The 22,267-nt window shown below is 63.4% G+C and carries 21 protein-coding genes; 6 read left to right on the forward strand and 15 right to left on the reverse strand.

The genetic code is table 11. From position 1 onward, the window contains the following. Nucleotides 1–68: 68 nt before the first annotated feature. Together ACFT1A_RS01500 and ACFT1A_RS01505 are read right to left on the reverse strand one after the other, a co-directional pair. Nucleotides 69–3,323 carry an arabinosyltransferase domain-containing protein gene (locus ACFT1A_RS01500; protein WP_378445768.1) on the reverse strand — a complete coding sequence of 1,085 codons (3,255 nt, stop codon included), beginning with the start codon at nucleotides 3,321–3,323 and terminating at the stop codon, nucleotides 69–71. Between the two features lie 82 nt (nucleotides 3,324–3,405). Beyond that, on the reverse strand, nucleotides 3,406–3,675 hold the full coding sequence (locus ACFT1A_RS01505; RefSeq protein WP_003943854.1) for a helix-turn-helix domain-containing protein: 270 nt from the start codon (nucleotides 3,673–3,675) through the stop codon (nucleotides 3,406–3,408). A 49-nt stretch (nucleotides 3,676–3,724) separates the two neighbouring features. On the opposite strand from ACFT1A_RS01505, the gene map reads away from it, so the two are divergent. After that, nucleotides 3,725–4,489: a type I methionyl aminopeptidase gene (gene map / locus ACFT1A_RS01510; protein ID WP_378445553.1), complete on the forward strand. Its 765-nt coding sequence runs from the start codon at nucleotides 3,725–3,727 to the stop codon at nucleotides 4,487–4,489. Here the strand turns inward: map and ACFT1A_RS01515 are convergent, their stop codons facing one another. Beyond that, the gene (locus tag ACFT1A_RS01515) at nucleotides 4,490–6,322 is read right to left on the reverse strand and encodes a glycosyl transferase (protein ID WP_378445554.1); all 1,833 of its coding nucleotides are present in this window, start codon (nucleotides 6,320–6,322) and stop codon (nucleotides 4,490–4,492) included. 316 nt (nucleotides 6,323–6,638) lie between these two features. Here ACFT1A_RS01515 and ACFT1A_RS01520 point away from each other — a divergent pair, with 316 nt between their 5' ends. After that, nucleotides 6,639–7,328, forward strand: a complete 690-nt coding sequence (locus tag ACFT1A_RS01520) for an MspA family porin (RefSeq protein WP_378445555.1) — start codon at nucleotides 6,639–6,641, stop codon at nucleotides 7,326–7,328. 21 nt (nucleotides 7,329–7,349) lie between these two features. Here ACFT1A_RS01520 and ACFT1A_RS01525 read toward each other — a convergent pair whose 3' ends face one another. From ACFT1A_RS01525 to ACFT1A_RS01545, 5 genes are all read right to left on the reverse strand, one after another. Further along, complete coding sequence (locus ACFT1A_RS01525; RefSeq protein WP_378445556.1) at nucleotides 7,350–7,982, reverse strand: hypothetical protein; 633 nt, start codon at nucleotides 7,980–7,982, stop codon at nucleotides 7,350–7,352. 99 nt (nucleotides 7,983–8,081) lie between these two features. After that, a complete protein-coding gene (locus ACFT1A_RS01530; RefSeq protein WP_378445557.1) occupies nucleotides 8,082–8,690 on the reverse strand; it encodes a TetR/AcrR family transcriptional regulator in 609 nt (202 codons plus the stop codon). A 73-nt stretch (nucleotides 8,691–8,763) separates the two neighbouring features. After that, the gene (locus tag ACFT1A_RS01535; RefSeq protein ID WP_378445769.1) at nucleotides 8,764–10,617 is read right to left on the reverse strand and encodes a galactan 5-O-arabinofuranosyltransferase; all 1,854 of its coding nucleotides are present in this window, start codon (nucleotides 10,615–10,617) and stop codon (nucleotides 8,764–8,766) included. A gap of 90 nt (nucleotides 10,618–10,707) precedes the next feature. After that, nucleotides 10,708–11,469 (reverse strand): decaprenylphospho-beta-D-erythro-pentofuranosid-2-ulose 2-reductase, encoded by a 762-nt coding sequence (locus ACFT1A_RS01540; RefSeq protein WP_019746424.1) that lies wholly within the window; start codon nucleotides 11,467–11,469, stop codon nucleotides 10,708–10,710. Continuing rightward, nucleotides 11,466–12,899 carry an FAD-binding protein gene (locus ACFT1A_RS01545; RefSeq protein ID WP_378445558.1) on the reverse strand — a complete coding sequence of 478 codons (1,434 nt, stop codon included), beginning with the start codon at nucleotides 12,897–12,899 and terminating at the stop codon, nucleotides 11,466–11,468. The genes ACFT1A_RS01540 and ACFT1A_RS01545 overlap by 4 nt, the downstream gene beginning before the upstream one ends. A gap of 63 nt (nucleotides 12,900–12,962) precedes the next feature. Between ACFT1A_RS01545 and ACFT1A_RS01550 the strand changes: the two genes are divergently transcribed. The 3 genes from ACFT1A_RS01550 to ACFT1A_RS01560 are packed head-to-tail and all read left to right on the forward strand — an operon-like array spanning nucleotide 12,963 to nucleotide 15,402. Then, complete coding sequence (locus tag ACFT1A_RS01550; protein ID WP_378445559.1) at nucleotides 12,963–13,439, forward strand: GtrA family protein; 477 nt, start codon at nucleotides 12,963–12,965, stop codon at nucleotides 13,437–13,439. A 54-nt stretch (nucleotides 13,440–13,493) separates the two neighbouring features. Continuing rightward, on the forward strand, nucleotides 13,494–14,411 hold the full coding sequence (locus tag ACFT1A_RS01555) for a PIN domain-containing protein (RefSeq protein ID WP_378445560.1): 918 nt from the start codon (nucleotides 13,494–13,496) through the stop codon (nucleotides 14,409–14,411). Between the two features lie 19 nt (nucleotides 14,412–14,430). Then, a complete protein-coding gene (locus ACFT1A_RS01560; protein ID WP_378445561.1) occupies nucleotides 14,431–15,402 on the forward strand; it encodes an alpha/beta hydrolase in 972 nt (323 codons plus the stop codon). On the opposite strand, the gene ACFT1A_RS01565 is transcribed toward ACFT1A_RS01560, so the two are convergent. Genes ACFT1A_RS01565 through rfbA form a run of 6 tightly spaced genes read right to left on the reverse strand, consistent with a single transcriptional unit; the run spans nucleotide 15,388 to nucleotide 20,229 of the window. Then, nucleotides 15,388–16,248 carry a RimK family alpha-L-glutamate ligase gene (locus tag ACFT1A_RS01565; RefSeq protein WP_378445562.1) on the reverse strand — a complete coding sequence of 287 codons (861 nt, stop codon included), beginning with the start codon at nucleotides 16,246–16,248 and terminating at the stop codon, nucleotides 15,388–15,390. The two genes, ACFT1A_RS01560 and ACFT1A_RS01565, sit on opposite strands and share 15 nt — an antisense overlap. 34 nt (nucleotides 16,249–16,282) lie before the next feature. Beyond that, complete coding sequence (locus ACFT1A_RS01570; protein ID WP_378445563.1) at nucleotides 16,283–17,401, reverse strand: S1C family serine protease; 1,119 nt, start codon at nucleotides 17,399–17,401, stop codon at nucleotides 16,283–16,285. 42 nt (nucleotides 17,402–17,443) lie between these two features. Continuing rightward, nucleotides 17,444–18,274, reverse strand: coding sequence for a glycosyltransferase family 2 protein (locus ACFT1A_RS01575; protein WP_378445564.1), 831 nt, complete (start codon nucleotides 18,272–18,274; stop codon nucleotides 17,444–17,446). Further along, a complete protein-coding gene (locus ACFT1A_RS01580) occupies nucleotides 18,271–18,741 on the reverse strand; it encodes a GtrA family protein (RefSeq protein ID WP_378445565.1) in 471 nt (156 codons plus the stop codon). Before ACFT1A_RS01580 ends, ACFT1A_RS01575 begins: the two co-directional genes overlap by 4 nt. Then, entirely contained in the window at nucleotides 18,741–19,352 is a 612-nt protein-coding gene (locus tag ACFT1A_RS01585) for a dTDP-4-dehydrorhamnose 3,5-epimerase family protein (RefSeq protein ID WP_378445566.1), read from the reverse strand. The genes ACFT1A_RS01580 and ACFT1A_RS01585 overlap by 1 nt, the downstream gene beginning before the upstream one ends. 1 nt (nucleotide 19,353) lies before the next feature. Next, nucleotides 19,354–20,229, reverse strand: a complete 876-nt coding sequence (rfbA, locus tag ACFT1A_RS01590) for a glucose-1-phosphate thymidylyltransferase RfbA (protein ID WP_378445567.1) — start codon at nucleotides 20,227–20,229, stop codon at nucleotides 19,354–19,356. A 107-nt stretch (nucleotides 20,230–20,336) separates the two neighbouring features. On the opposite strand from rfbA, the gene rfbB reads away from it, so the two are divergent. After that, complete coding sequence (gene rfbB, locus ACFT1A_RS01595; RefSeq protein ID WP_378445568.1) at nucleotides 20,337–21,344, forward strand: dTDP-glucose 4,6-dehydratase; 1,008 nt, start codon at nucleotides 20,337–20,339, stop codon at nucleotides 21,342–21,344. Here the strand turns inward: rfbB and ACFT1A_RS01600 are convergent. Next, nucleotides 21,341–22,267: an NAD-dependent epimerase/dehydratase family protein gene (locus ACFT1A_RS01600; protein WP_378445569.1), complete on the reverse strand. Its 927-nt coding sequence runs from the start codon at nucleotides 22,265–22,267 to the stop codon at nucleotides 21,341–21,343. The two genes, rfbB and ACFT1A_RS01600, sit on opposite strands and share 4 nt — an antisense overlap.

The raw sequence follows: 22,267 nt of genomic DNA on the forward strand, positions 1-22,267 counted from the left end.
CCGATGGTATGTCAGGGCTGAGCGTGGACCTACCGTGCCCAGGTGGTTGGTAGGTCCACGCGTAACAGTTACGACTGGTAACGAATCGGGCCTGGCGTCCAGGTACCCGAACGGGTCTCGGTGGTGACGTTCATTTGCGCGGGAACTGCATCCGAATCGAGCGGTGTGTACTGCTCGAGCGAACCCCAGTCCCGATCCCAGTCGTTGTCCAGGTAGGTCGGCAATGCCCTGGCGGAGAGCAGTTCGGTGGTCCAGCCGAGCGGTCCGCCGCCGTAGTGGTCCTGCCAGGCGTTGGTGGACTCCGCGCCGATCCGGTCGGGCAGAATGCGCCACTCGGGGATCTCGGCGACGCCGTACAGGTGATCCACCGGACGTTGGCACGGGAAGGCCAGACCGACAGCCCAGTCCATCAGCACCGGATCGGTGGATCCGACGACGTCCTGCAGCGTGCGCATGGTCGGCACTCGCGGCGGTGTCACCGCCAACCACTGATCTTCACTGATGTCGGTGTCACTGGCCACCAAACGCACGGTGTCGGCGTCGGCGGGCAGTTGATCCATCGGAACACGCAGGTTGCGCCACGACGGCGACGGGCCGATGTCGATCGGATCGACACGTCCCAGCGCGTCGACGCTCCCGTCTGCCTGCTTCTTGCCGTACTCGACCTGCAGGACCGCACCGGGGGTGACGATGCCGTCGGAGTTGACGTAGCGGATGCGTCCGGCGGCCGCGACGGTCAGGAGCGGTGCGGCGTCGTTGCGCTCGGGCAGTGAGTACCAACCGGTGGTCAGCGCAGCGGCCTGCGCCGCCCCGTAACTACCGAGCACCGGGGTTTTTGCGGGGTCGAGCCCGAACGGGAGCGCGACATTGCTGCCGTTGACGCCTGCCGTCGACTGCGAGCCACCGGCGGTGCCGGATCCGGTTCCCGGCGTGGTGGTGCCGGACTGAGAGGTCGAGGTGTCGAGGCTGTTTGCACTGCCTGCCGTCGAGTCTTCTGCGTCGGCCGTGAGGTCGCCTGCAACCCCGTCCGGCGAGAATCCGGTCGACTCACTCGCGCCGAACGCACCCGCGCCGGTGAGATCGGTGGGCCGATCCGTCAATTGCAGAACGCCGGCGTTCGGATCGGACTCGACGAGTACCTCGCCCGCGAGACCGCAGCTTCCGCCGAAGACCGATTCGATGTTGGACTTGCCGATCGAATACGCGGGGTACTGAGCAACGGCTCCCTTGAGTAGGGACAGCACCTCGAACAGCACTACGGCTCCGGCGGCGATGGTCAACGGTGACGGGGCGAGAAGGCGAAGTCGCCTTGTCTTCTTGACGCTGTCTTCCGCACCGTTTCGCTCGCGCGGCTCCATGACGTGGTACCACGCGGCCAACAGGAGCGCGAGGATCGTCAGACCGAGGAAGGCCGTCGAGAATCCCTTGCCGGCGATTGACGGCGGCTTGTCCCACCACGGGACGCCGTAACTCGAGACGTACCACCAGCCGTTGGAGCTGGTGAACGCCACAGCGAGGATGAACAGGATGCCCGCGGCGAACAGTGCGCGGTTTCGTTTCGAACGCATGCTCGACGCGCTCACGCCGACGGCGGCGAGCACGGCAACCGTGGCGGCCAGACCGGCGTACACACCGAAGTGGTGGGTCCACTTGGTTGGGGTGAACTGCATCAGGAGCAGTGACGCGAACACGATGCCGAGGATCCGGCGCGACGGCCCGATCGCAGTGCCCGGGATCCGGCCCTTGCGCAGGATCATCATGACGCAGAAGACGAGTCCGACGATCATGACGAACATGCCGAAGCGCCGCGCCAGCGAACCGTCGGGGGAGATGGTCATCAGTGCGTCCCAACGCAGCCGTTCCTCGAACCACGGAACGTTCGGCCCGACTGCCGTTCGCACCCTGGTCGATTCGAGAACTGTTGCGAGGGTTTGATCTGCGAAGACCGCGACAAGCACCACGGTTCCGGCCGCGAGGATCGGCATGATCTGAGACAGGAAGCCGACGCGTTTGCCGCGGGCGATCAGGATCTGCAGGATCGGCCGGGCGCCGGCGATCAACGCTCCGATCGCGATCAGCCCGGAAGGTCCGGCGGCCAACGAGAATGCGGCGATCAGCACGGCCATCGCGGCGGGCAACAGACGTCCGGTAGCGATGGCGCGTTCGATGGAGCACCACGTGAGCAGAGCGCCGAGGGCGATGATGGGCTCGGGACGCAAGCCGTTGTTGTACGGCAACCAGAAAGCCAGGAACACGAGCCCGCCGGTCCAGATGGCAACCTTGTTGCGGCGCACCGCAACACCGAGTCGCGGTATCACCTCGCGGCTGATGACCATCCAGCACAGGATGCCGGCGATCAACGCGGGCAGGCGCATCCACATGCTCGCGGTGCTGACCTTCGCGAACAGCGCCAGCACGTCGTAGTACCAACCGAACGGCGCTTCGGGGACTCCGAACCAGCGGAAGTAGTTGGCCATGTACCCGGAGTGCTCCGAGACTCGGGCCATGCCGAGCAGGTAACCGTCGTCGGAAGTGTTGGCGCCGAACACATGCCACAGTGCCAGCGTGCCGATCACCAGGGCGTCGATGCCGGTGAACTTCCACCATCGCGCCGGCAGGAAGCGCCGCGCACGACGGCCGTCGACGCCGTCGATCCGGTGCAGTGCGTACAGCGAGACGATGGTCGAGAGTGCCGCGACGATCATCGCGAACAGTTTGAGAAGTGTGGGGCTGGACGAGAACCGGGAGTCGACGTCCATGTGGGCGGACAGTCCGGCGGGCGCTGCGCCCTGCAAGTCGGTGAAGATGCCGACAACCTGTGGGCGGTAGTCGCCGGTCAGGGTGGTGCCGACGCCGTCGATACCGGTGACGGCCGCGACGGTCTGCTCGGAGTTGGTCGTGATGGTGAGCGCGGTGCATCCGCCGAGTTGATCGAGCGGAGCCGAGATCAGAACCGAATCGCGAGTGAGTGCTTCGAGGCGGTCGGCAGTGGTGCGGACGGTGAGGCCGCGGGCGTTTCGGTCCGGCGCCCCGTTCGGCATGGTCGAGAGCAGTGTGCCGCCGCTGCCGCCCAACTGGTCGAGGGTCGAACACGGGATGGTGATGTCCAGCGACGTGGGCGAGTAGGAGATCAGCGGCGACGAAACGCTGTTGACGGTCCCACCCTGCGGCCAGTCGATGCTTGCGGCTTCCTGCTTGACGGGCAGGAACGGCGTCGCCAGTGCGAGAAGCAGGCCCAGAAGGCCGGTGACTATCGCGATGAGTCGTGCCGTCCGGACTCTCTGGGAATCCGATTCTCGGGGAGCTTCGGGGCCAGTGGGCACGGGTTTCGGGGGCACTACTACTTCAGACGGCACAAGGAACGATGTTAGGCGAGTGTGGGCCCGCACATCCTGAGAGAACTACTCAGGATGCAACTTCCTGTTCGGATTGTGGTGTTTCAAGTGTTCGGGCGATGGTGTCGAGTGAAATACCCAACACTTCCGCGACCGCGCTGATGGTGAAGAAGGCGGGTGTCGCGATGCGGCCGGTTTCGATCTTGCGCAGCGTTTCGACCGAGATGCCGGCGTCGAGCGCTACCTGAACCATGCTTCGGTCTCCCCGTGCCGATCGCAGGAGTTCACCCAGTCGTAGTCCTCGTTCGAGTTCTTCCGCCGTCAGCGGTACGCGCACCATGTGCTTATAGTAATACCGGTATAGTTATTCGACAAGGAAGGTGTTCGAGATGGTCGAAATCAAGACCACAGGCGAAATCGACGCGATGGCGGCGGCGGGAAGAATCACGGCGCAGGCTCTGGCTGCAGCGCGTGAGGCGGCGAGCGTCGGGGTGACGTTGCTCGAATTGGACGCCGTTGCCGCGGAGGTTATTTCGGCGGCCGGTGCCTCGGCACTGTTCTTGAACTACCGGCCGGCAACGGCGCCGACACCGTTCCCCGGTGCCATCTGTGCGAGCGTGAACGATGCTGTGGTGCACGGTATCCCGAATGGGTACCGACTCCGTGACGGTGACCTGGTCAGCATCGACTGCGGCGCGAGACTCGACGGATGGTGCGGTGACTCTGCCATCAGCTTCACCGTCGGGCAGGGGAGCAGTGGGGATCAGGCACTGATCGACGCGACCGATCAGGCACTTGCCCGCGGCATCGCCGCCGCCCAGCCCGGAAACCGATTGGGCGACATCGGAGCCGCGATCGGACAGTACGCGCGCGGCCTCGGATACGGCATGCTCGCCGATCACGGTGGTCACGGCATCGGCCGTGAGATGCACGAAGGGCCGGACGTGCCCAACGAAGGTCGAGCAGGCAAAGGCTTCCGGCTGCGTCCCGGCCTGGTCATCGCCATCGAACCGATGCTCATCGCCGACGGAACCGACGACTACCGGCACGACGCCGACGGGTGGACCCTTCGTACCGTTTCGGGCGCCAGGGCTGCGCACAGTGAGCACACGGTCGCGATCACCGAAGACGGTCCGGTGATCATGACCCGCTGATCAACCCTGGTTCGAGGTCTTGCCGCTCACGAGGTCTCGTACGTCCCACACCCAGACGTCGTCGACGCGCTTGGCATCGAAGCCGACCAGTTCGTCGACCGTGTGACGCAGGGCCTCGTCACCTTTGAATCGCGGAAGCACCAGTACGTCGGCGTGCCAGTACCGCAGGTCGGTCAGTGCGTTCGCCCTGGTGCCCACGTCGATCAACGGGACCTTGCCGGTTTGTTTGGTATTGACCAGCAGGGTCGAGGTGGGTCGGGACTCGGCGCCGTAGATTCCGGCGCGGGTCTTCGAATCCGGGCCGACGAAGTATCCGCCGGCAATCGGGAACCCGAAGTCGGCGTCGACCTGCCAACTCAGTGCGCGGGCGTCTTCCGCGCTCGCGACGGGGACCGTCACCAGGGTGCCGTCGCTGACGTAGTTCTCCCACGAGCCGCTGGTGATGAATTCGGGCGTCGCAGATCGTTGATCGGCGTCGATGGGTGTCGGGATGAGAGGAATCATCGCGACGGCGAGTGTTATCAGCCAGACACCGGCAGCAGTGCGGCGCGGTCCACGAAGTTCGACGAAAGCGCGGTAGGTGCCGAGGGTGAGCAGCAGTCCGATCGCCGGAATCGCGCCCATGGCGAATCGGGATTCGAGCACCGATTCGAACAGCGGCAGGTCGGCGAGAAGTTTCCACGGCAGGGTGATGCCGGTCCTGTCGCCGTCGATGATCAGTTCGGAACCGAGCGAGAGCACACCCATGACTACGATCACGGCGGCGGCAGCGCGGGTCAGACGGATGCGCCACAGCCACACCGTGGCACCGAGGAGCAGGATCACCAGCGGCCACCCGAAGTACGCGTTCTCCTCGGTCGGGTTCATCCGGAACTCGGCGCCCTCGGGATCTCCCGCAACCGACTCGGTCGGGAACGTGGTGAGGGCAGCGGTGTCGTTGCCGGCCTGACCGTGTGAGACGCCGTCGTAGCTCGCTGGGCCGAAGAACTGCGACCACAGCGGCACTGCGGTGATCAGGAGTGTGACTGCACCGCCGATCACGAGGCCGGGCATCGCACGCTTGATCGCCTGGCGTGACTTGGCCAGGTCGGGCAGGGCGTATGCGGCGCCGAACACCATGGCCGACATCGTGAAGATGAGTAGCGGCTCTTCGCCGAGGAAGATCTGCCACGCGACGAGTAGGCCGAGAACGATTCCGTCGCGAACCGGACGCTTGCCGTTCGAGATGCGCACGACCTGCAAGAAGATGAACGGAAGGACGAAGAACGCGACGAAGTTCGGATGGCCGTTGGCGTGCGAGATCATGGCCGGTGCAAATCCGCAGAACCCCGCGCCGACGGCGGCGGCGATCTTGGAGCGGACCGAGACGCCGGTCAGTACGTGCCGCGAGAATGCCCAGTACCAGGCGATAGCGGTGCCGCCGAGGCCGGCAGTCAGTCCGATCGCATACGTGGCCGTCGGTCCGAAGATCAACGTGATCGGGGCCAGCGGGATGCTGATCCCGAACATGGCGGTATTGGCCATCAGGTTCACGCCGAGCGGGTAATTCTGCAGGTCACTGAACAGCGGGCTGCGGAACTGCGCGAGAGCGTGGGCGGTATCGGCGAAGAACCATTCCCACATCGCCTGGTCGCGCCCCGCATTGAAGAGGTAGCCGGACTGCAGATCGCTCCACAGGTTCGACATCACGTAGATCGCCGCGACGGTGAACGTCACCATGATCGCGAGATCGACCAGACGACCGCGCTGGACGACCGAGCGCCGCACCGCTGAACGGACTCGCCCTGGACGTGCTTCTTCGAGCAGTTGGACGTCGGGCAAGGTCTCGGTCATGCAGTCGGTGCCTTTCGGTTCTGGCGCCCATCCCTGAAGTGGCGATCTCAGAAGTTCGGGGTGGCCTACTTAGGTCTCGATTCGATAACTTCCACTGTCAGAGTAACGAACAAAACGGTTCGCGTCCGCGAGCGGGCGCAGTCATCGGGACAAACCGGTCCGCCCGACTTGTCCGGAAAGTAATGTTTTCGTGCATCGTTTGACGGGTTCGTGACCGGGGTATCGCAACAAGGATCTTGCTCGCGTTTGTTCAGGCAGCCCCGACGAATCCCATCCTCGACGAAGAGTTGGAACCTACGTCCGGGGCCTATACCGGATGGGATGGTGCTTGTGCATGTCGAAGACAGCAGTTCGTAGTAGCGCAGTGGGAGCAGTGGCCTTGTTGGCCGTTGTCTTGGGGGGTGGGACGGCGTCGGCAGGCGTCGACAACACCAGTTCGATAACCGACGCCAAAGGAAATCGGATAGAAGTCTTTCAAGCGGACACCGCTATCCATGTCTTTCCACCGCTCGACAGCTCACCGCTGAGTGTCGAGTTCTTCCACGACGGGGTTGCCGGCGTGAAGATCGACGGGCCGGATGCAGCAAATTTCACCGGAACGAAACTGACGATCGGCTATCAGATCGGCTACCCGATCGCGTTGACCGGCGCGACGGTCGTTCTCAACAGTCCCGGTCTCGACTGGGCCGTCGAGAGTGGAACCAACCTCGGTATCGGTCTGGTTCCGGACTTCGAACTGGGACTGGATATTTCGAACGGGTTCGTCATCGGCGGGGACATCATTCCGTCGCAGGAACTCGACGTCGATCTGGCGCCGGGTGGTATCACCGACGTCGCGCTGCTCGAGGATCAGGAATTCGACGGTCCCGAAGCGGCCGTTCGACTCTCCGGAGTTCACGGATACGTGCAGGGAGCAATCGGGCCGGTGACAATCAGGCCGTACGCGAAGGCTGTCACTTCGAATGGCGATACCGTCGTCACTTACGGTGTACCGCAGAGGCTTTAGCGGAAGCGGGTGCCCCCGCCGTCACGCTGCAACAGCGTGACGGTGGGGGTTTTCCGCGTTGCGTGTGGTCGCTTCGGTGCCGCGAATAGGCGAAGCGTCTGCCCAATTGGCACTGCGGGAAACACTGACGAGTTTCGCGACCAGTCGCGCCGCGATCCACACGAGGTACACGGCGGTGATCAGAAGCAGAAGTGCCCAGTCGTGTGCGAAGAATCCGACTATCCCGCCGACCGTGAACGCGAGGGCGACAAAGACGACGCGTCCGCCCACATCTGTCTCGACCAGGTACTCAGGCTCGACCGGATCGTCGGGTTCGCTCGATTCATCGATGTCCCCACCCGATTCGGCCTTGGACTTCTCGTGGTGTTCGGTCGGGATCTCGAGTAGCTCACCCCATTCGAGCACCGCAACGGTGTGCGCGGTGTCGGTCGGGATCGTGCGGTAATCGCGAGACTCGGAAACGTCGATGAGAGCCCTTGCCAGAGTGAGGACTTCGATGCGGTTGCGAATCGCGACGCTCAACACTTCGTGAAAGGCCTGCTCGCGCCCGAACGGTTTGCCGCGTGCAATGACCAGAACATGCTCTGCGGAATCGAGAACTGCACGATGCGGTACTAGCTCGCGGCTTTGCGCAACGAGTTCGCTCACTGTCATCACCTACCCCGCCGGTGGTTGATGCGGCCGTTTGCTCGACTGCGCTTGGAGGGGCTGAGTACCCCGGCAGTTTCGGAAACAAACTCGCCGGGTGGCGTGTCAGATTTGCGCAGCCGGGGCCGAGAGTGCTCCGAGGCAACTTTCGATCAGGTCGGCGGCGATCACGTGAGCCCGATCTCGGCTGTCGACGCGCCCCTCCCACGTGGCAAACGTGACGACGGTGAGCACGGTCAGAGTTCCCGCCCGAAGTTCGGCGATGTCTGTCGGCAATGAAGATGCGGCGATGATCCGCCGCTGAACTTCGCGGAAGCTCTCGGCCTGCATGTGATCGCGGATGGTCGACGACATGGCCGGGTCGAAGATCGACTGCACCAGGAACCGTGCGTACAACGTGCCCTCGCGGTAGATGGTCTGTTCTGCCAACGGCAGGACGAGAGCCTCGACGAGGGCACGCATCGTCGGCGGATTCGGATCGAGATCGATCATGTCGAGAAACTCACGCCGACGCTCGGCAGCCGGGCGCATTCTGGACTCGACGACTGCCGCCAGCAAACCTTCACGTGAACCGAAGTGGTACTGCGCGGCCGACTTGTTGGCCTGCCCGGCTTCGGTCTGAACGTCACGAAGCGTCAGAGCGGCCAGGCCTCGTTCGGCAACCAGACGCTCGGCTGCATCGATCATTGCCGCTCGGGCATCGGTTCGGGTCACGGTATGAAGTTAGGGGTGCGTCGGGGTCGCGTCAACGACCCCGACGGTAAGCCTTTTGTGACGTATCTCCTGGTTAGTTCGCGTCAGAGCGGGTAACGACCACAAACGGACCCTGCTCTGTGACGGTGAAACGAGGATCGTCGAACAGTTCCTTGGGGAACGTGACCGTGTACCGGCGGACGTTCGGGTCATTGGGATAGACGTCCTCGGCCAACCGCAGTGTGTACCCGTCGGCGCCCTGGCGGAAGACGAAGGCGTCGGGGCTGCGCCACGGCGCCGAGTCCAGCGCAGCTATCAGTTCGTCAGGGGTCCTCAGTTCCGACCACTGCTCGATCAGCGCGGCGCGCGCACGGAAATCGGCGAGGGGATTTGCGTAGTGCGACGTCAGCCCTTGGAAACCGAAGTACGGGTAGAAACTCAGGAAGCCGATGTCGGCGGTGAGCACCACCGTGTCACGGGGTTCGCGTCCCAACTGCTCGCGGATGATCCGGTCGATGTCGGCGTAATTGGCCTCGGCGCCCGGTGGTCGCTTGTCGCCGCGCTCGCCGTTGCCGTCGGTATCGCTGTATGCCACAGCGATATCCGGCGCCAGCACCTGCGGGATGTTCTGCGCGAAAGCGATGGCTCCGATGACACCGAGTGCAACGAGTACCGCTTTGACTCGGGGATTCTCGCTGGTGGCAAGCACGATCCAGCCCGCGAACTCGAAGAAACCGAACACGCCGGCGGCCGCGAGAAGTCCGATCAGTACCGGCTCGAGCCGGAATCCGAGGAGCGTGCTGCCGGCAACGGTGAACGTCATGGACAGCAGCGCCCACAGGTACACGGCGATGACGCCGATACCGAGTGCTCGGGCGCGGCGGGAGAACAGGAACCGCGAAATCAGCCAGACCGTGCCGAGCAGGCACAAGCCGCCGACGAGCGAGAAACTCAGCATCGGGAAGGGCAGCACCGCACCGGAATCTGGGAGGTAGTGCATTGCGGTGCCGGACTCTGCAGTGGCACCGGAGAGTGCCTTCAGCAGGTACGGCGCCCAAACGGTCAGAGCAACCAGACCCGAGATGATTGCAATTGCTGCAAGTCGAATGAGGGGTCCCAGTGCGGCTTTCCACGTGTTCTGGGCGCGGGCGGCAAGTACTGCGGCAACGACGGCCATCAGAGTCACTGCGAACGCGGCGAATCCGAGATACAGCGTGTAGACGGTTGCGGCAAAACCGAGGAACAGGCCCGTCCCGAGAATCGCGCCGGCTCCGGCAAATCGAGAAGCACCCGGGCGATCGAGCGCACCCCACGCCAGGATCAGCACCGGCGGGATCAGGAGGTTGATGACGGCGCCGTACGCCTCGGGGGAGTTGTACGCCAACACGACGGCAGTGACGGCCAGTGCTGCGACGACGGCCCAATCGCGTCGAATCAGCTTGGTCCACAACACGAGTGCAACGACGGCGACGACCGCCAGGGAGCCGATCGCGTAGGGCTTGAAGGCCTCCCAACCGTCCATGCCCAGCAGGTTCGCGACACGTCCACCGACCCAGAACCAGCCGGCCGGGTAGAACGGCGGCAGATCCACGTACGTCATGTCCTGCAGCGCAGCCGAATCCGTCAGCCGGGTCAGGTACTCGGTGCGGAACTGCTGATCGACCGAGACGCCGTGCAGATACAGACTCGTCGCGGCGAGGGGAAGTCCGAGCGTCGTGGTGACGAAGCCGGAGAGCCCGGCCCACGAGAGGAGTTTTGCGACCCGCTCGGCCTTGCGGGCACGGAACATCAGAACCGCGGCACCGACCACTGCGATGCAGAGCACCTGCAGCACCGTCGTGACTGCCTGCGTGACGTTGGAAGAGGTGAACGCCGGCCACTGGACTCGGCCGAAAGCAAAGAGCCCGACAGCAGCTACAACAGCGGCGACCAGCGCTCCGAGGGCCATTTCCACCACCGTCGCCGCGGCATTACGCCACGGCGACGGGGTCGAAAAGTCTGTACTCGGAGCAGTTGTTGTTTCTGGCACGGGAGGAGCTTAAACCGGCAACTTCCGGAAGATCGGGCGCGGCACGTGGCGCAGGCCCATCATGACGAAGCGCCAGGGGCCGGGAGTCCAGACGATTTCCTTGCCCTTGTCCGAGGCGGCAACAGCGAGCTTCGCGACGATGTCCTTGTTGACCGTCAGCGGGGCTTCCTTGACGTGGGCACTGAACTGGGTGCGCACCATGCCGGGGCGAACGACGGTCACCTGCGGTCCGAATTCCGCGAGAGCCTCGCCGAGCCCGAGGTAGAAGCCGTCGAGGCCCGCCTTGGTGGAGCCGTAGACGAAGTTGGCACGCTTGACGCGCTCGCCGGCTACGGACGACATCGCGATGATCTTGCCGAAGCCCTGAGCCTTCATCTTCTCGCCGAGAAGAACGCCGACCGAGACGGACGCGGTGTAGTTCACGTTTGCGACCAGTACCGCCTTGCGCTGGTTCTGCCACAGCTCTTCGGAGTCACCGTCCAACGCGAAGGCGACGATGGCGACGTCGACGTCACCGTTCGAGAACGCCTGGTCGATCACCTTCGGGTGCGACTCGAAATCAACGGCGTCGAAGTCGATGAGTTCCACCGAGGTGGCGCCCTTGGCTTCGAGTTGCTTGACCGCAGCTTCGCGTCCCGGATCGCCGGGGAGCGCCGCCAGAATGACGCGCAACGGCGCCTTCTTCAGGTACTCCTCACAGATGGCGAGGCCGATCTCGGAGGTTCCACCGAGAAGCAAAACGGTTTGCGGGTTACCTACAGCGTTGATCACAGTTCCAGCCTTCTGGACATATCGGAGGCGAAAACGCCTGTGGGGTCGTACTTGCGGCGCGTCGCGATCCACTCGTCGATGCGCGGGTACATGGCATGGAAGGTTTCCGCGGACGTCCGCGAATCCTTGGCCGTGTACAGGCGTCCGCCGAATTCGAGGACACGCTTGTCGAGTTCGGTGACGAACTCGTTCAGGCCCGGCTTGATACGGAAGTCGACGCAGATGTTCCAGCCTGGGATCGGGAAGCTCAGCGGCGCCTGGTTGCCCTCGCCGAAGAGCTTGAACACGTTGAGGAACGAGTAGTGCCCGCTTCGCTGGATGTCGACGATGATCTTCTTGAACTCGTCGACGGCCTCCGGCGGAACCACGAACTGGTACTGCAGGAATCCGTTGGATCCGTACGCGCGGTTCCACTCACCGAACATGTCGAGCGGGTGGTAGAACTGCGTCAGATTCTGGACCTTGCCGCGGTACTTGCCGGACTTACGGAACCAGAGCTCACCGATCGCGGTGAAGTTGAACTTGTTGGCCAGCCCGTTCGGGAAGACATCGGGGAACGTCAGCAACTGCGGTGCATCGAAGGCGAGCGGATTCTTCTGCAGCTTGGCCGGAAGCTGATCGAGCTTCGCCAACGATCCGCGTGAGACTGCCGCACGACCGAGCTTCGGGGGCGCGGAAATCGCGTCGAACCAGGCGCTCGAGTACTCGTAGTTGGCTTCGCTGCCGTCGCTGTGCAGCGCGATGGTCTCGTCGAGGCTGTTGGTGACGTCGCCGTCGGCGATGAAGTACGCCGTCTCGGTCGGTGTCATCTTGATGGTTGCCCGCAAGATGATGCCCGTCAGGCCCATGCCACCGATCGTGGCCCAGAACAATGCGGCTTTGGGGTCGTTGCGTCCGCCCTTGGGGGTGAGCGTGCGAACCTTGCCGTCGGCCGTCAGCAGATCCAACGACACGACGTGGTTGCCGAAGCTGCCCGCGCTGTGGTGGTTCTTGCCGTGGATATCCGAGCCGATGGCGCCGCCGATCGTGACCTGACGAGTACCCGGCAGGACCGGAACCCACAGGCCGAACGGCAGAGCAGCCTTCATCAGCTGATCCAGATTCACGCCGGCGTCGACGTCCACCAGAGCGGTGTCGCGATCGATGCGGTGAATGCGGTCGAGTGCATTCATGTCGATGACCAGGCCGCCGGCGTTCTGCGCTGGGTCACCGTACGAGCGGCCGAGGCCGCGCGCGATGACGCCGCGTCGCAGATGCGAGGGCTTGGAATCGTTCTGTTCCGCAACCTGGGCGACCGCGTTCGCGATCACTTCCACGTCGGGGGTGGACAGCACCTGTGCAGTGGTGGCGGCGGTGCGTCCCCAACCGGTGAGGGTGCGGGCTTGGGTGTGGAGAGCCGGCTTCGGCGTCTCTTCTGCTGTCGTGGACATCAAGGTAGAGGTTACCTGGGAGTAGTGCCGACGGCTCCGACTCGAGTGGTTACTCTCGTCGTCGTGCCCGAAACACCTGCAAGTCACCAGCACGAACCCCACGTCCCGCTGCCCGTCGAGATTCCTGTCACGACGGACATCGCCGACGATGCGTTGGACCTGAAAACGCAGATCGTCCGGTTCGTCGCGACGGGTGGGCTGTCGGCGGTCGTGGACTACGGGCTGTACGCATTCCTGTTCAAGGTCGTCGGCCTCGATCTGAGCGTGGCCAAGTCGATCAGCTTTATCGCCGGCACTACGACGGCGTATCTGATCAACCGGCGGTGGACGTTCAAGGCCGAGCCTTCTCGCGCCCGCTTCATCGCTGTCGTCGTGCTGTACGCGATCACTTTTGCGGTTCAGGTCGGGCTCAATGCGCTGATGGTGCATGTGCTCGCCGACGAGTGGTGGCGCATGCCGCTGGCCTTCATCATCGCGCAGGGCACCGCGACGGTCATCAACTTCATCGTTCAGCAGGCAGTGATCTTCAAGATCAAGTAACGGTTCGGGGTGGATTAGCGCATTCGTCCGGTTTCTCGAGAGAGAATCGAGCCCATGATCATCGTTCTCGATTCTTCGGCCCTGACCAGGGGTGCACGGTTCGACACCGCAATCGCCGACGCTCGCGCACTCGGACACCGCGTCGTCGTGCCGCGATTGGTCGTACTCGAGGTTGCGAGTCGCTACCGCGAGGAATCGGCGGAGATGATCGCGGCCCTGAGCGTCCAGGCGCGCATGTACGACCGACTGGGATTGCGGCGCGACCTCACGAGGTTTGTCGACGCGGCTCACGACAAGGCCGACGGCTACGTCGACGACGTGATCGAAGACCTCGTGGCGATCGGCGTCGAAGTGGTCGATCCAGTCGACGTTTCGCATCTCGAGGTGGCCGAGAGGGCGATCTCGCTGCGTCGGCCCTATACCGACAAGAAGAAGCGAGACGGATATCCGGCGACGCTGAACTGGCTGACCGTGCTCGATCTCGCCGACCGGAACCCGGGCGTCGACGTGATCTGGGTCAGCTCCGACGCACGGGCATACGGCGACGGCGAAGACGGGGTCTGGCATGGCGATCTCGCGCGTGAACTGGCGTCGCGTGGCCTCGAGTATCGGGTCCGGTGGGCGTCGGACATCCCGGTGATCGACGGACCGGTGCAGGTGGAGGAAGTCGCTGAGCCGACCCCCGAGACCCAGGTTGTTCAAGGTTTTGTGGAGCCGGAAGCGGTGGTTCCAGCAGAGATTCCGGAAGCGGTGGTTCCCGCAGATATTCCCGAACCCGCAGCGCCTGCAGTAGCTCCCGCACCCAAGCCCGTTCAGCGCGCAGCGCGGACGAGAGTTGCGCCTCAGCGCATCGAACCCGCCCCGAAAGCTCAGTCCGGTGGACTGCGCGGTCTGGGCAAGGTCATCGGCGGGCGGAAACGAAAGGTCACGATCGTCGACGATCTCGACGAAGTCGACCTCTTCGGTGCCTGATCGCTTCTAATCTGGACAGATGTCTCTGTTGCCGACTGTCAGTCGTAGGACCGGAACTCGATACGGCAGGCCGAGTATCGAATCGCAGGTCCTCTACAACGCGTGCCGATGGATGCTTCGGCCCGTAGTCGGGATCGCCCCGCTGACGCCTGGCGCGATGCGCCGCGCCGCAGTTCTGGACTCGGCCGCAGGTGTACGCATTCCGTCCGGGATCGATCGGGAGGCCATTCGTTTTCCGGGTTTCGCCGGCGAACTCGTCCGCACGGCAGGCTCGACGGCTGATCTGCGCGACGGTGTTGTCCTCTACCTGCACGGCGGCGGGTTCATGTGCTGCGGGCTCAACACGCATCGGCCGGTGGTTGCCGGCATCGCCAAGCGAACCGGCCTTCCGGTCCTGCACGTCGCGTATCGGCAGCTGCCGAAGACAAGTATCAACGGGTCCGTCGACGACTGCCTGGATGCATACCGGTGGCTCCTCGAACAGGGGGCCTTGCCGGAAAAGGTTGTCTTCGTTGGCGATTCGGCCGGAGGTTTCCTGGTTTTCGCGACGGCGCTTGCAGCTGTTTCCGCGGGACTCGAGGTTCCCGCCGGCCTTGTCGGGCTCTCGCCGCTCCTTGATCTCGACTGCACTACCAAGTCGGTCCATGCCAACGCTCGACGCGACGTGATCGCCCCGGTGTCGGCCTTGATGGCGATCGGAAAGCTTGGCGGACAGACGAACTCACCCGTCGACGGCGATCTGGCCGCGTTGCCGCCGTCGTTGCTGATCGTCGCCGAATCCGAGGTGCTCAGAGTTGATTCGGAGGTGATGGCGCAGCGGCTCGCCGCAGCGGGAGTGTCATGCTCGCTGCAGATCTGGAACGGCCAGGTTCACGCGTTTCCTGCCGTCTGGCCTGGCTTGCCGGAGAGCCGGGCGGCGCTACGTGACGTTGCCACGTTCATTCGTGCCAGGCTCGATGCGGTCCCGCCCCAGGAGTCACGTGCGCAGTGACGCGACAACTGCCCGTGCGAGGGCGTCGGGAGATCCAGGGGCGAAGGGCAGAAAGAGTTCGGGCTCGATCAATTCCACTTCCATGAGCAGTGGTTGATCCACTGGTCCCACGACGTCCACACGCGCATAAAGCAATTCGCCGGGTCGGCACGGAGCTGCGGCCAGTGCCGCGTCCGCCAACGCGAGTTCGGCGGTGGACGGATCGTGGAGGTGGTTGGTTCCGCCGTGGTATTCCTGCACACGGAAGTCGTTGTCGGCCGGGATCTTCCGGACCGCATGGGAGTAGCATCCGCCGATGTGGATGATCGATCGCTCGCCGTCGACGACGTCCGAGATGAAGGGCTGGACCAATGCGTCGTTGCCGCTCTCGAGGATGGAGCTGAGGTGAGCGTGGGCCTGTGCGGACCCGGCGGCAAATTTTCCCACTCCGACAGCGCCGGCGGACACCGCAGGCTTGACGATGACGTCGTCACTCTCGAACGAAGGGAGGGTGAGTGTTTCGCTCTTTCCGGCAGTGATCACAGCGGTGGGGACGATGGGGACGCCGGCCGCGGCAAGTTCGGTCAGGTATCCCTTGTGGGCGTTCCACTTCACGATCGAGAGGGGATTGGCGATCGGAGCGGTCAGCTGATCGAGAACGGCGAGAAACTCCTCGAGGCGCTGCGTGTAGTCCCACGTCGACCGGATCAGAACCAGGTCGGCGTCGATGTCGTGGAGGGACGGACTCGACCACGGAGCCATTGTCGACGCAATGCCGTAGGTGGTGAGAGCTTCCATGACGAGTTTGCTTTCGACATCCGCCTCGCGGGCGGCGCCGTCACAGGTGAGCATGAGAACCGTGGTCATGCCACGATGCTTTCACGGCTAGAGCCTTTGGAGGCTAGCGAGGTGGCCCCTCGTCGAGGACCAGGGAACCGGTTCCGGGCTGCCCCGTTGCGTCCACCCACGTCAGCGCGACGGTGTCGCCGGGGCGGTGCGAGCTCATCGCCGCATTGAGGTCCGCGGACGACGCGATCCGGCTGCCCCCGAACTCCGTGATGACCGCACCTTTGGTGAGCCCCACTCGTTCGGCCGGCGAATCGAAGCTCACGGCAACAACTTCCGCGCCGGGCGGCATTTCAGCGTGGTCCTTCACCGCGACGCCCAGTACGGGTGTCGGTCCCACGCGCACGGTCTCGGACGATCGGCCACCGAGCACCTGCTCGACGATCGGTAGTGCCGTGTCGATCGGTATCGCGTAGGACTGGGGGGCCGGCGAGGTTTCGGTGCGTTCGGTGACGGCGTTGCCCGCGCTGCTGACACCGATCAGCTCGCCGACAGCGTTGACCAGCGGGCCACCGGAATCGCCCGGCCGGATATCCGCGTCCACCTCGATGAGGCCCTTCAACTGGTTTCGCGATCCGTCGGACACGTTGCGAGTGTTGACGGTGACACCGAGATTGGTGACGACGCCGGGAGCCGGGACGGGTACTCCGCCACCTTCGGCATTTCCGATAGCGGTGACGGCATCCCCACGAGCGGCTTCCGCGGACTTGCCGACCACTGCCACCGGCAGATCGGTGGCGCCCGCGAGGCGCAGGACGGCAAGGTCGCTGACGCTGTCGTAACCGAGGATCTCGGCGTCGTAGATCAGTCCGTTGGACATGCTGACGGCGGTGACGTCCGAGGCTCCGCTGATGACGTGGTGATTCGTCAGCACCACTCCGTCAGGGGAGAGCACGATCCCGGTTCCGGCGGTGGTGGTGAATCCGGCCGGCGCGGTGATGGTGACGATGGTGGGGACCACCCGGGCCGCGAGCTCCTCCGGGGAGAGCGGAACAACCGGCGCGGGTGGGGTGGTCGTGATGACCGTGACGGGGGCGGACTCGATCGTGCCTGGAGTCAGTGGTGGGGCGACCAGCGCGAGACCGCCGAGTCCGGCTGCGAGAACGACGGCCGTCCACAGGCCGCGTCTGCTCGCACGTTTGGTCATCCAGCCGTCCGTCCCGCCGGTCGTCATCCCATCGAGTGTGAAAGCTGAAGATTACCCAACCGGCAACGATCAAGACATGCGATGGCGCAACAACATGTAGACACCGCGACGCATGAACGAGGTGGCGAGTGCGCGAGCATCGCCGATTCGGACGTCCATCGCTGAGATCAGGGTCGGATCCGATTCCCGGAGATCTTTGTGGAATGCCGCTGCCTGGCGTGCCTGATCTTTGGCCAGACGAACACTCCACTGTCCGGCGTTGACCCGGAAGGACGCGAGCGGCTTGGCGATCGCATAAACGTCGCCCTGCAATGCGACTGCGGTGTAGGTGGCTTCGTCGATGACGTAGGGGTTGGTGTCGTCCCACCAACCGATTGCCTTGAGAGCGGACCGCTTCATGAGCACACATCCGGGCTCGCCGAAGATGTTCGCTCCTGCCGTCACCGTCTTGCGGGCTGCGTCGCGCCCGGTGACCAGTCCCTTCAACCCTGCAAGTCCGCGCGCGGAAAGGATGGTCTTTCCGTTCGCATCAACCAGTTTGCGTTGCGAGGCTACGAGTACAACCGATGGGTGCTCGTCGAATGCCGCGACCTGTTCCGCCAGGCACTCGGGGTAGATGGTGTCGTCACCGCATACGAGTTTCAGGAGCTCGCCGTTCGCGGCTTCGCTGACCCGGTCCCAGTTTCGCTTCGCTCCGCCGCCGGCTTCGGTCGACAAGATCTCGATTCGCGGATCGTCGGCGTACCGGGCGAGGACCTTGACGGTGTCGTCGGTCGACGAATGATCCGAGATGATCAATTCGAAGTCCTGATAGGTCTGATTCAGGATCGAGTCGATCGTCTCGGCAATGTAGTCGGCATTGTTGTAGGCCGGGACGACGACGGAAACACGCGGAGTCATGAGGTGCCTGTTCTCTTGTTTCGACTGAACGAGAAATCGCGGTAACCGAAGAAACTTGCCGTTGCGGTTACTGCTGTGATGACGAGTTGTGACGGGATGGGCGGAAAGTGCAAGACCGAGACGGCGACGGTCATCAGCGCGAGGTTGATCACGAAGGCGCCGAAGTTGACGACGACGAATCGCCAGAAGTCGCGCAGGAAGTGACCGCGAACTTCGAAGACCAGGTAGCGGTACATCGCAAAAGCACACAGCAGGTTGCAGACGTATCCGGCAACGATCGCGAAGTGGTAGCCGAACTGATCGCCGAGCGCGATCTGCCAGGCAATGAACCAGGCAGTTCCGAGAACTGTGTTGACTCCGCCGACGAGCAGAAACGCAAGGGCCTGATTCTTGACGACGCGCATCAACGGACCCGGCCTGCCGTCCATTCCGGCGGGGGGTGTTGCAGTCGAATCCGGTGAAGCCATCAGCCTTCGCCGAACGTGGGCAGCAGCCCGGCTGACACGGCATCTTGAAGCGACGGTGCTGCTGTGTCCTTTGCCGACAGCGTGATGTTCAAGGGCTCACCGCCACGACCCACGGTGGGCCAGTCGATCGCGATGTCGGGATCGAGGGGATGAACCTCGTGCTCGCGCTCGGGGGCGTATCCCGTCGAGCACAGGTAGACCACCGTCGAGTTGTCCTCGAGGGAAATGAAGGCGTGGCCCAGCCCCTCGGACAGAAAGATCGCTCTGCGGTCGACATCGTCGAGAAGGACCGAATCCCACTGGCCGAAGGTCGGCGATCCGACGCGTAGGTCGACGGCGATGTCGAGGATCGCGCCTTTGACACACGTGACGTATTTGGCCTGGCCAGGAGGGACGTCGGCAAAATGGATGCCGCGTAGGACACCGGCAGCGGAGACCGAGCAATTGGCCTGCTGAAGGTCGAGCGTGCGGCCGGTGATTTCGGAGAATCCGGGTTCGCGGAACCATTCGAGGAAGACTCCGCGGTCGTCGCCGAACTGCTTGGGCGTGAATTCCCAGGCGCCGGGAACCTTCAATTCGCGATACTGGCTCATCACGTGAGTATCTGCCATGTCACCAGTCCTTGCCGCGGTCGAGAAGTTCGAGAAGGTATTTTCCGTATCCGGATTTCAGGAGCTTTTCAGCCCGAATGCGTAGCTCGTCGTCGGTGATGAATCCGTGCCGCCAGGCAACTTCTTCGGGCGCGCCGATTTTGAGTCCCTGACGCTCCTCGATCGTGCGAACGTAGTTCGACGCGTCGAGAAGCGAATCGAAAGTTCCGGTGTCGAGCCACGCGGTGCCGCGAGGAAGTACTTCGACCTGGAGGCGACCAGCTTCGAGATATGCACGGTTGACGTCGGTGATCTCGTATTCGCCGCGTGCCGATGGTTCGAGGTCTTTGGCGATGGCGACGACGTCGTTGTCGTAAAAATACAATCCGGGCACCGAGTAATTCGAGCGCGGGTTTGTCGGCTTCTCCTCCAGCGAGACTGCTTTGCCCTCGCGGTCGAACTCGATGACTCCGTAGGCCGTGGGGTCGGAAACCCAATACGCGAAGACGGCGCCGCCGTCGATGTTCTCGAAGCGCGTGAGCTTACTGCCCAGACCCGGGCCGTAGAAGATGTTGTCACCGAGGACCAGCGCCGCGGATTCCGAGCCGATATGGCCGGCGCCGAGTACAAATGCTTGCGCGAGACCGTTCGGCTCGTGCTGGATCTGGTAGGTCAGGTCGACGCCGAACTGCGAGCCGTCGCCGAGTAACCGCTGGAACTGCGGTGCGTCGTCTTCTGTGGTGATGATCAAGATGTCGCGGATCCCGGCCAGCATCAGGGTGCTGAGCGGGTAGTAGATCATCGGTTTGTCGTAGACGGGGACCAGCTGTTTGCTCACGCCGAGCGTGATGGGGTGCAACCTCGACCCCGTGCCGCCCGCCAGAATGATTCCGCGCATGCCTCGAAGTGTTCCAGTGTTCGCTGGAGAAACAAATCTCGGGCGCACGGTATCGTGCGTGGCCGATAGGTTGATCGGTTCGATTCGGTGATCGTGGAGGCGCAAACGTGAGAGTTCTCGTGACTGGCGGGGCAGGCTTCATCGGCGCCAATTTCGTCCATCAGACGGTTGCGGAGCGTCCTGACGCCGAGGTCACGGTGCTCGACGCGCTGACCTATGCAGGCAACAAGTCTTCGCTCGATTCGATAGCCGAACGCATCACGTTTGTTCACGGCGACATCACCGACGCATCTCTCGTCGATGAACTGGTGGGCGCTGCGGACGTCGTCGTTCATTTTGCCGCCGAGTCGCACAACGACAATTCGCTCGCTGATCCGTGGCCGTTCGTGCAGACCAACATCGTGGGAACGTTCACGCTGCTGCAGGCTGTGCGCAAGCACGATGTCAGGTATCACCACATTTCCACCGACGAAGTGTACGGAGATCTCGAACTGGGCGATCCGGACCGTTTCACGGAGTCCACGGCGTACAACCCGTCGAGCCCCTACTCGTCGACCAAGGCATCGAGCGACATGTTGGTGCGCGCGTGGACGCGTTCCTTCGGCGTCCGGGCGACCCTGTCGAACTGCTCGAACAATTACGGCCCGTATCAACATGTCGAGAAGTTCATCCCGCGTCAGATCACTAATGTTCTCGCCGGATTGCGTCCCAAGTTGTACGGCGACGGTTTGAACGTCCGTGACTGGATTCATGTCGACGACCACAACAGCGCGGTCTGGGCGATCATCGACGGTGGCCGGATCGGTCAGACCTACTTGATCGGCGCCGACGGTGAGGTGAACAACCGAACCGTCATGGAGTCGATTCTGCAGATATTGGGTCGCGGCGCCGACGAGTTCGATTTTGTCACCGATCGCCCGGGTCACGACGTGAGGTACGCGATCGATTCGAGTCTGCTCCGGGAAGAACTGGGCTGGTCACCTCGCTACGAGGACTTCCGCAGTGGTCTCGAAGCAACAATCGACTGGTACCGCGACAACGAAGCGTGGTGGCGTCCGCAGAAGGACGCAACCGAGCAGGCATACGTGGCCGCGGGGGAGAAGACCACCTCCTAGCGTGCTGCCAGATTACGACGGATGGAGTCGAGGGTCGACGCTATTCCGGCAGGCAACGGGCGATGTGTGCGCTGGTCCAGATCAGTCCAGACGGTCGATCGCAGCCTTAGGTCGCGGGCTTGCGCCGAGGCGAGTGGAGAACTGGCGAGCACCACGTTCGGGCGTTTTCTGAATACCGTGTGGCAGGCGCCGAGGATCGCTCCGATGGTGACGCTGCGTCCGGACGCGTAGATCTTGGTGGTCGTTGATTCCGGCGATATTTCCGCTCGAGTGAAGCTGTCGACCACCATTTCGGCGGCATCGGAGACGTAGATGTAGTCCCGAAGCGTGTCCATGGGGACATAGATCGAAATGGGCATCGACAATAGATAGCCCCGGCACAGATGCGAAATCAGGCCTTGGGGTTTCGCGAGATTCTGACCCGGACCATACAGATTCGCGAATCTTCCTATGACAGTACGGTTTCCGCTTCTGGAGCCGAATTCGTGAACAATCGATTCGGCATCGAGCTTTGCTCGCCCGTAGTCGGCCAGTGGTCTGGTCGCGCTTGTTTCGGTGTGCGGTGCGCCAGGAGCTCCGGCGTAGACGCCGCCGGCGGAAGATGCGTGGAAGACGGTCCCGATGCCGGCACCTGCGGTCCTCAATTCGTCCAGGACGTCCTTCATGAGTTGGTTCTCGCGAGCGAACTCGTCACTGCTCGTACCGTTCACACCTGCGCCGGCGCACCACGCCATTCGCCACGGGCCACCGGCTGCGTCCGTAACTAGTTTTCTGGCATCGGCGAACAGGATTTCCCTGGCCAGAGCGGGTTCGCCCCAGGGGACGCGGCTGGTGCGAATATCGGTCCCACGGCGATCGAGTTCGCGGGCCACAGAGCTGCCGAGGAGGCCGCCGCTGCCGACTACCCACGTGGGGACATCCAT

This window comes from Rhodococcus sp. NPDC057135, assembly GCF_042670865.1.
Taxonomy (GTDB): Bacteria; Actinomycetota; Actinomycetes; order Mycobacteriales; family Mycobacteriaceae; genus Rhodococcus_F.

Excerpts from the sequence above, each read along its gene's own strand:
- ACFT1A_RS01520 (WP_378445555.1), top strand. The coding sequence starts at position 6,639 with ATGGGATGGTGCTTGTGCATGTCGAAGACAGCAGTTCGTAGTAGCGCA.
- ACFT1A_RS01525 (WP_378445556.1), bottom strand. The coding sequence starts at position 7,982 with ATGACAGTGAGCGAACTCGTTGCGCAAAGCCGCGAGCTAGTACCGCAT.
- ACFT1A_RS01555 (WP_378445560.1), top strand. The coding sequence starts at position 13,494 with ATGATCATCGTTCTCGATTCTTCGGCCCTGACCAGGGGTGCACGGTTC.
- ACFT1A_RS01575 (WP_378445564.1), bottom strand. The coding sequence starts at position 18,274 with ATGACTCCGCGTGTTTCCGTCGTCGTCCCGGCCTACAACAATGCCGAC.
- ACFT1A_RS01585 (WP_378445566.1), bottom strand. The coding sequence starts at position 19,352 with ATGGCAGATACTCACGTGATGAGCCAGTATCGCGAATTGAAGGTTCCC.
- ACFT1A_RS01580 (WP_378445565.1), bottom strand. The coding sequence starts at position 18,741 with ATGGCTTCACCGGATTCGACTGCAACACCCCCCGCCGGAATGGACGGC.
- ACFT1A_RS01545 (WP_378445558.1), bottom strand. The coding sequence starts at position 12,899 with ATGTCCACGACAGCAGAAGAGACGCCGAAGCCGGCTCTCCACACCCAA.
- ACFT1A_RS01535 (WP_378445769.1), bottom strand. The coding sequence starts at position 10,617 with ATGGCCCTCGGAGCGCTGGTCGCCGCTGTTGTAGCTGCTGTCGGGCTC.
- ACFT1A_RS01505 (WP_003943854.1), bottom strand. The coding sequence starts at position 3,675 with ATGGTGCGCGTACCGCTGACGGCGGAAGAACTCGAACGAGGACTACGA.
- ACFT1A_RS01560 (WP_378445561.1), top strand. The coding sequence starts at position 14,431 with ATGTCTCTGTTGCCGACTGTCAGTCGTAGGACCGGAACTCGATACGGC.
- rfbA (WP_378445567.1), bottom strand. The coding sequence starts at position 20,229 with ATGCGCGGAATCATTCTGGCGGGCGGCACGGGGTCGAGGTTGCACCCC.
- ACFT1A_RS01600 (WP_378445569.1), bottom strand. The coding sequence starts at position 22,267 with ATGGATGTCCCCACGTGGGTAGTCGGCAGCGGCGGCCTCCTCGGCAGC.
- map (WP_378445553.1), top strand. The coding sequence starts at position 3,725 with ATGGTCGAAATCAAGACCACAGGCGAAATCGACGCGATGGCGGCGGCG.
- ACFT1A_RS01515 (WP_378445554.1), bottom strand. The coding sequence starts at position 6,322 with ATGACCGAGACCTTGCCCGACGTCCAACTGCTCGAAGAAGCACGTCCA.
- ACFT1A_RS01565 (WP_378445562.1), bottom strand. The coding sequence starts at position 16,248 with ATGACCACGGTTCTCATGCTCACCTGTGACGGCGCCGCCCGCGAGGCG.
- ACFT1A_RS01570 (WP_378445563.1), bottom strand. The coding sequence starts at position 17,401 with ATGACGACCGGCGGGACGGACGGCTGGATGACCAAACGTGCGAGCAGA.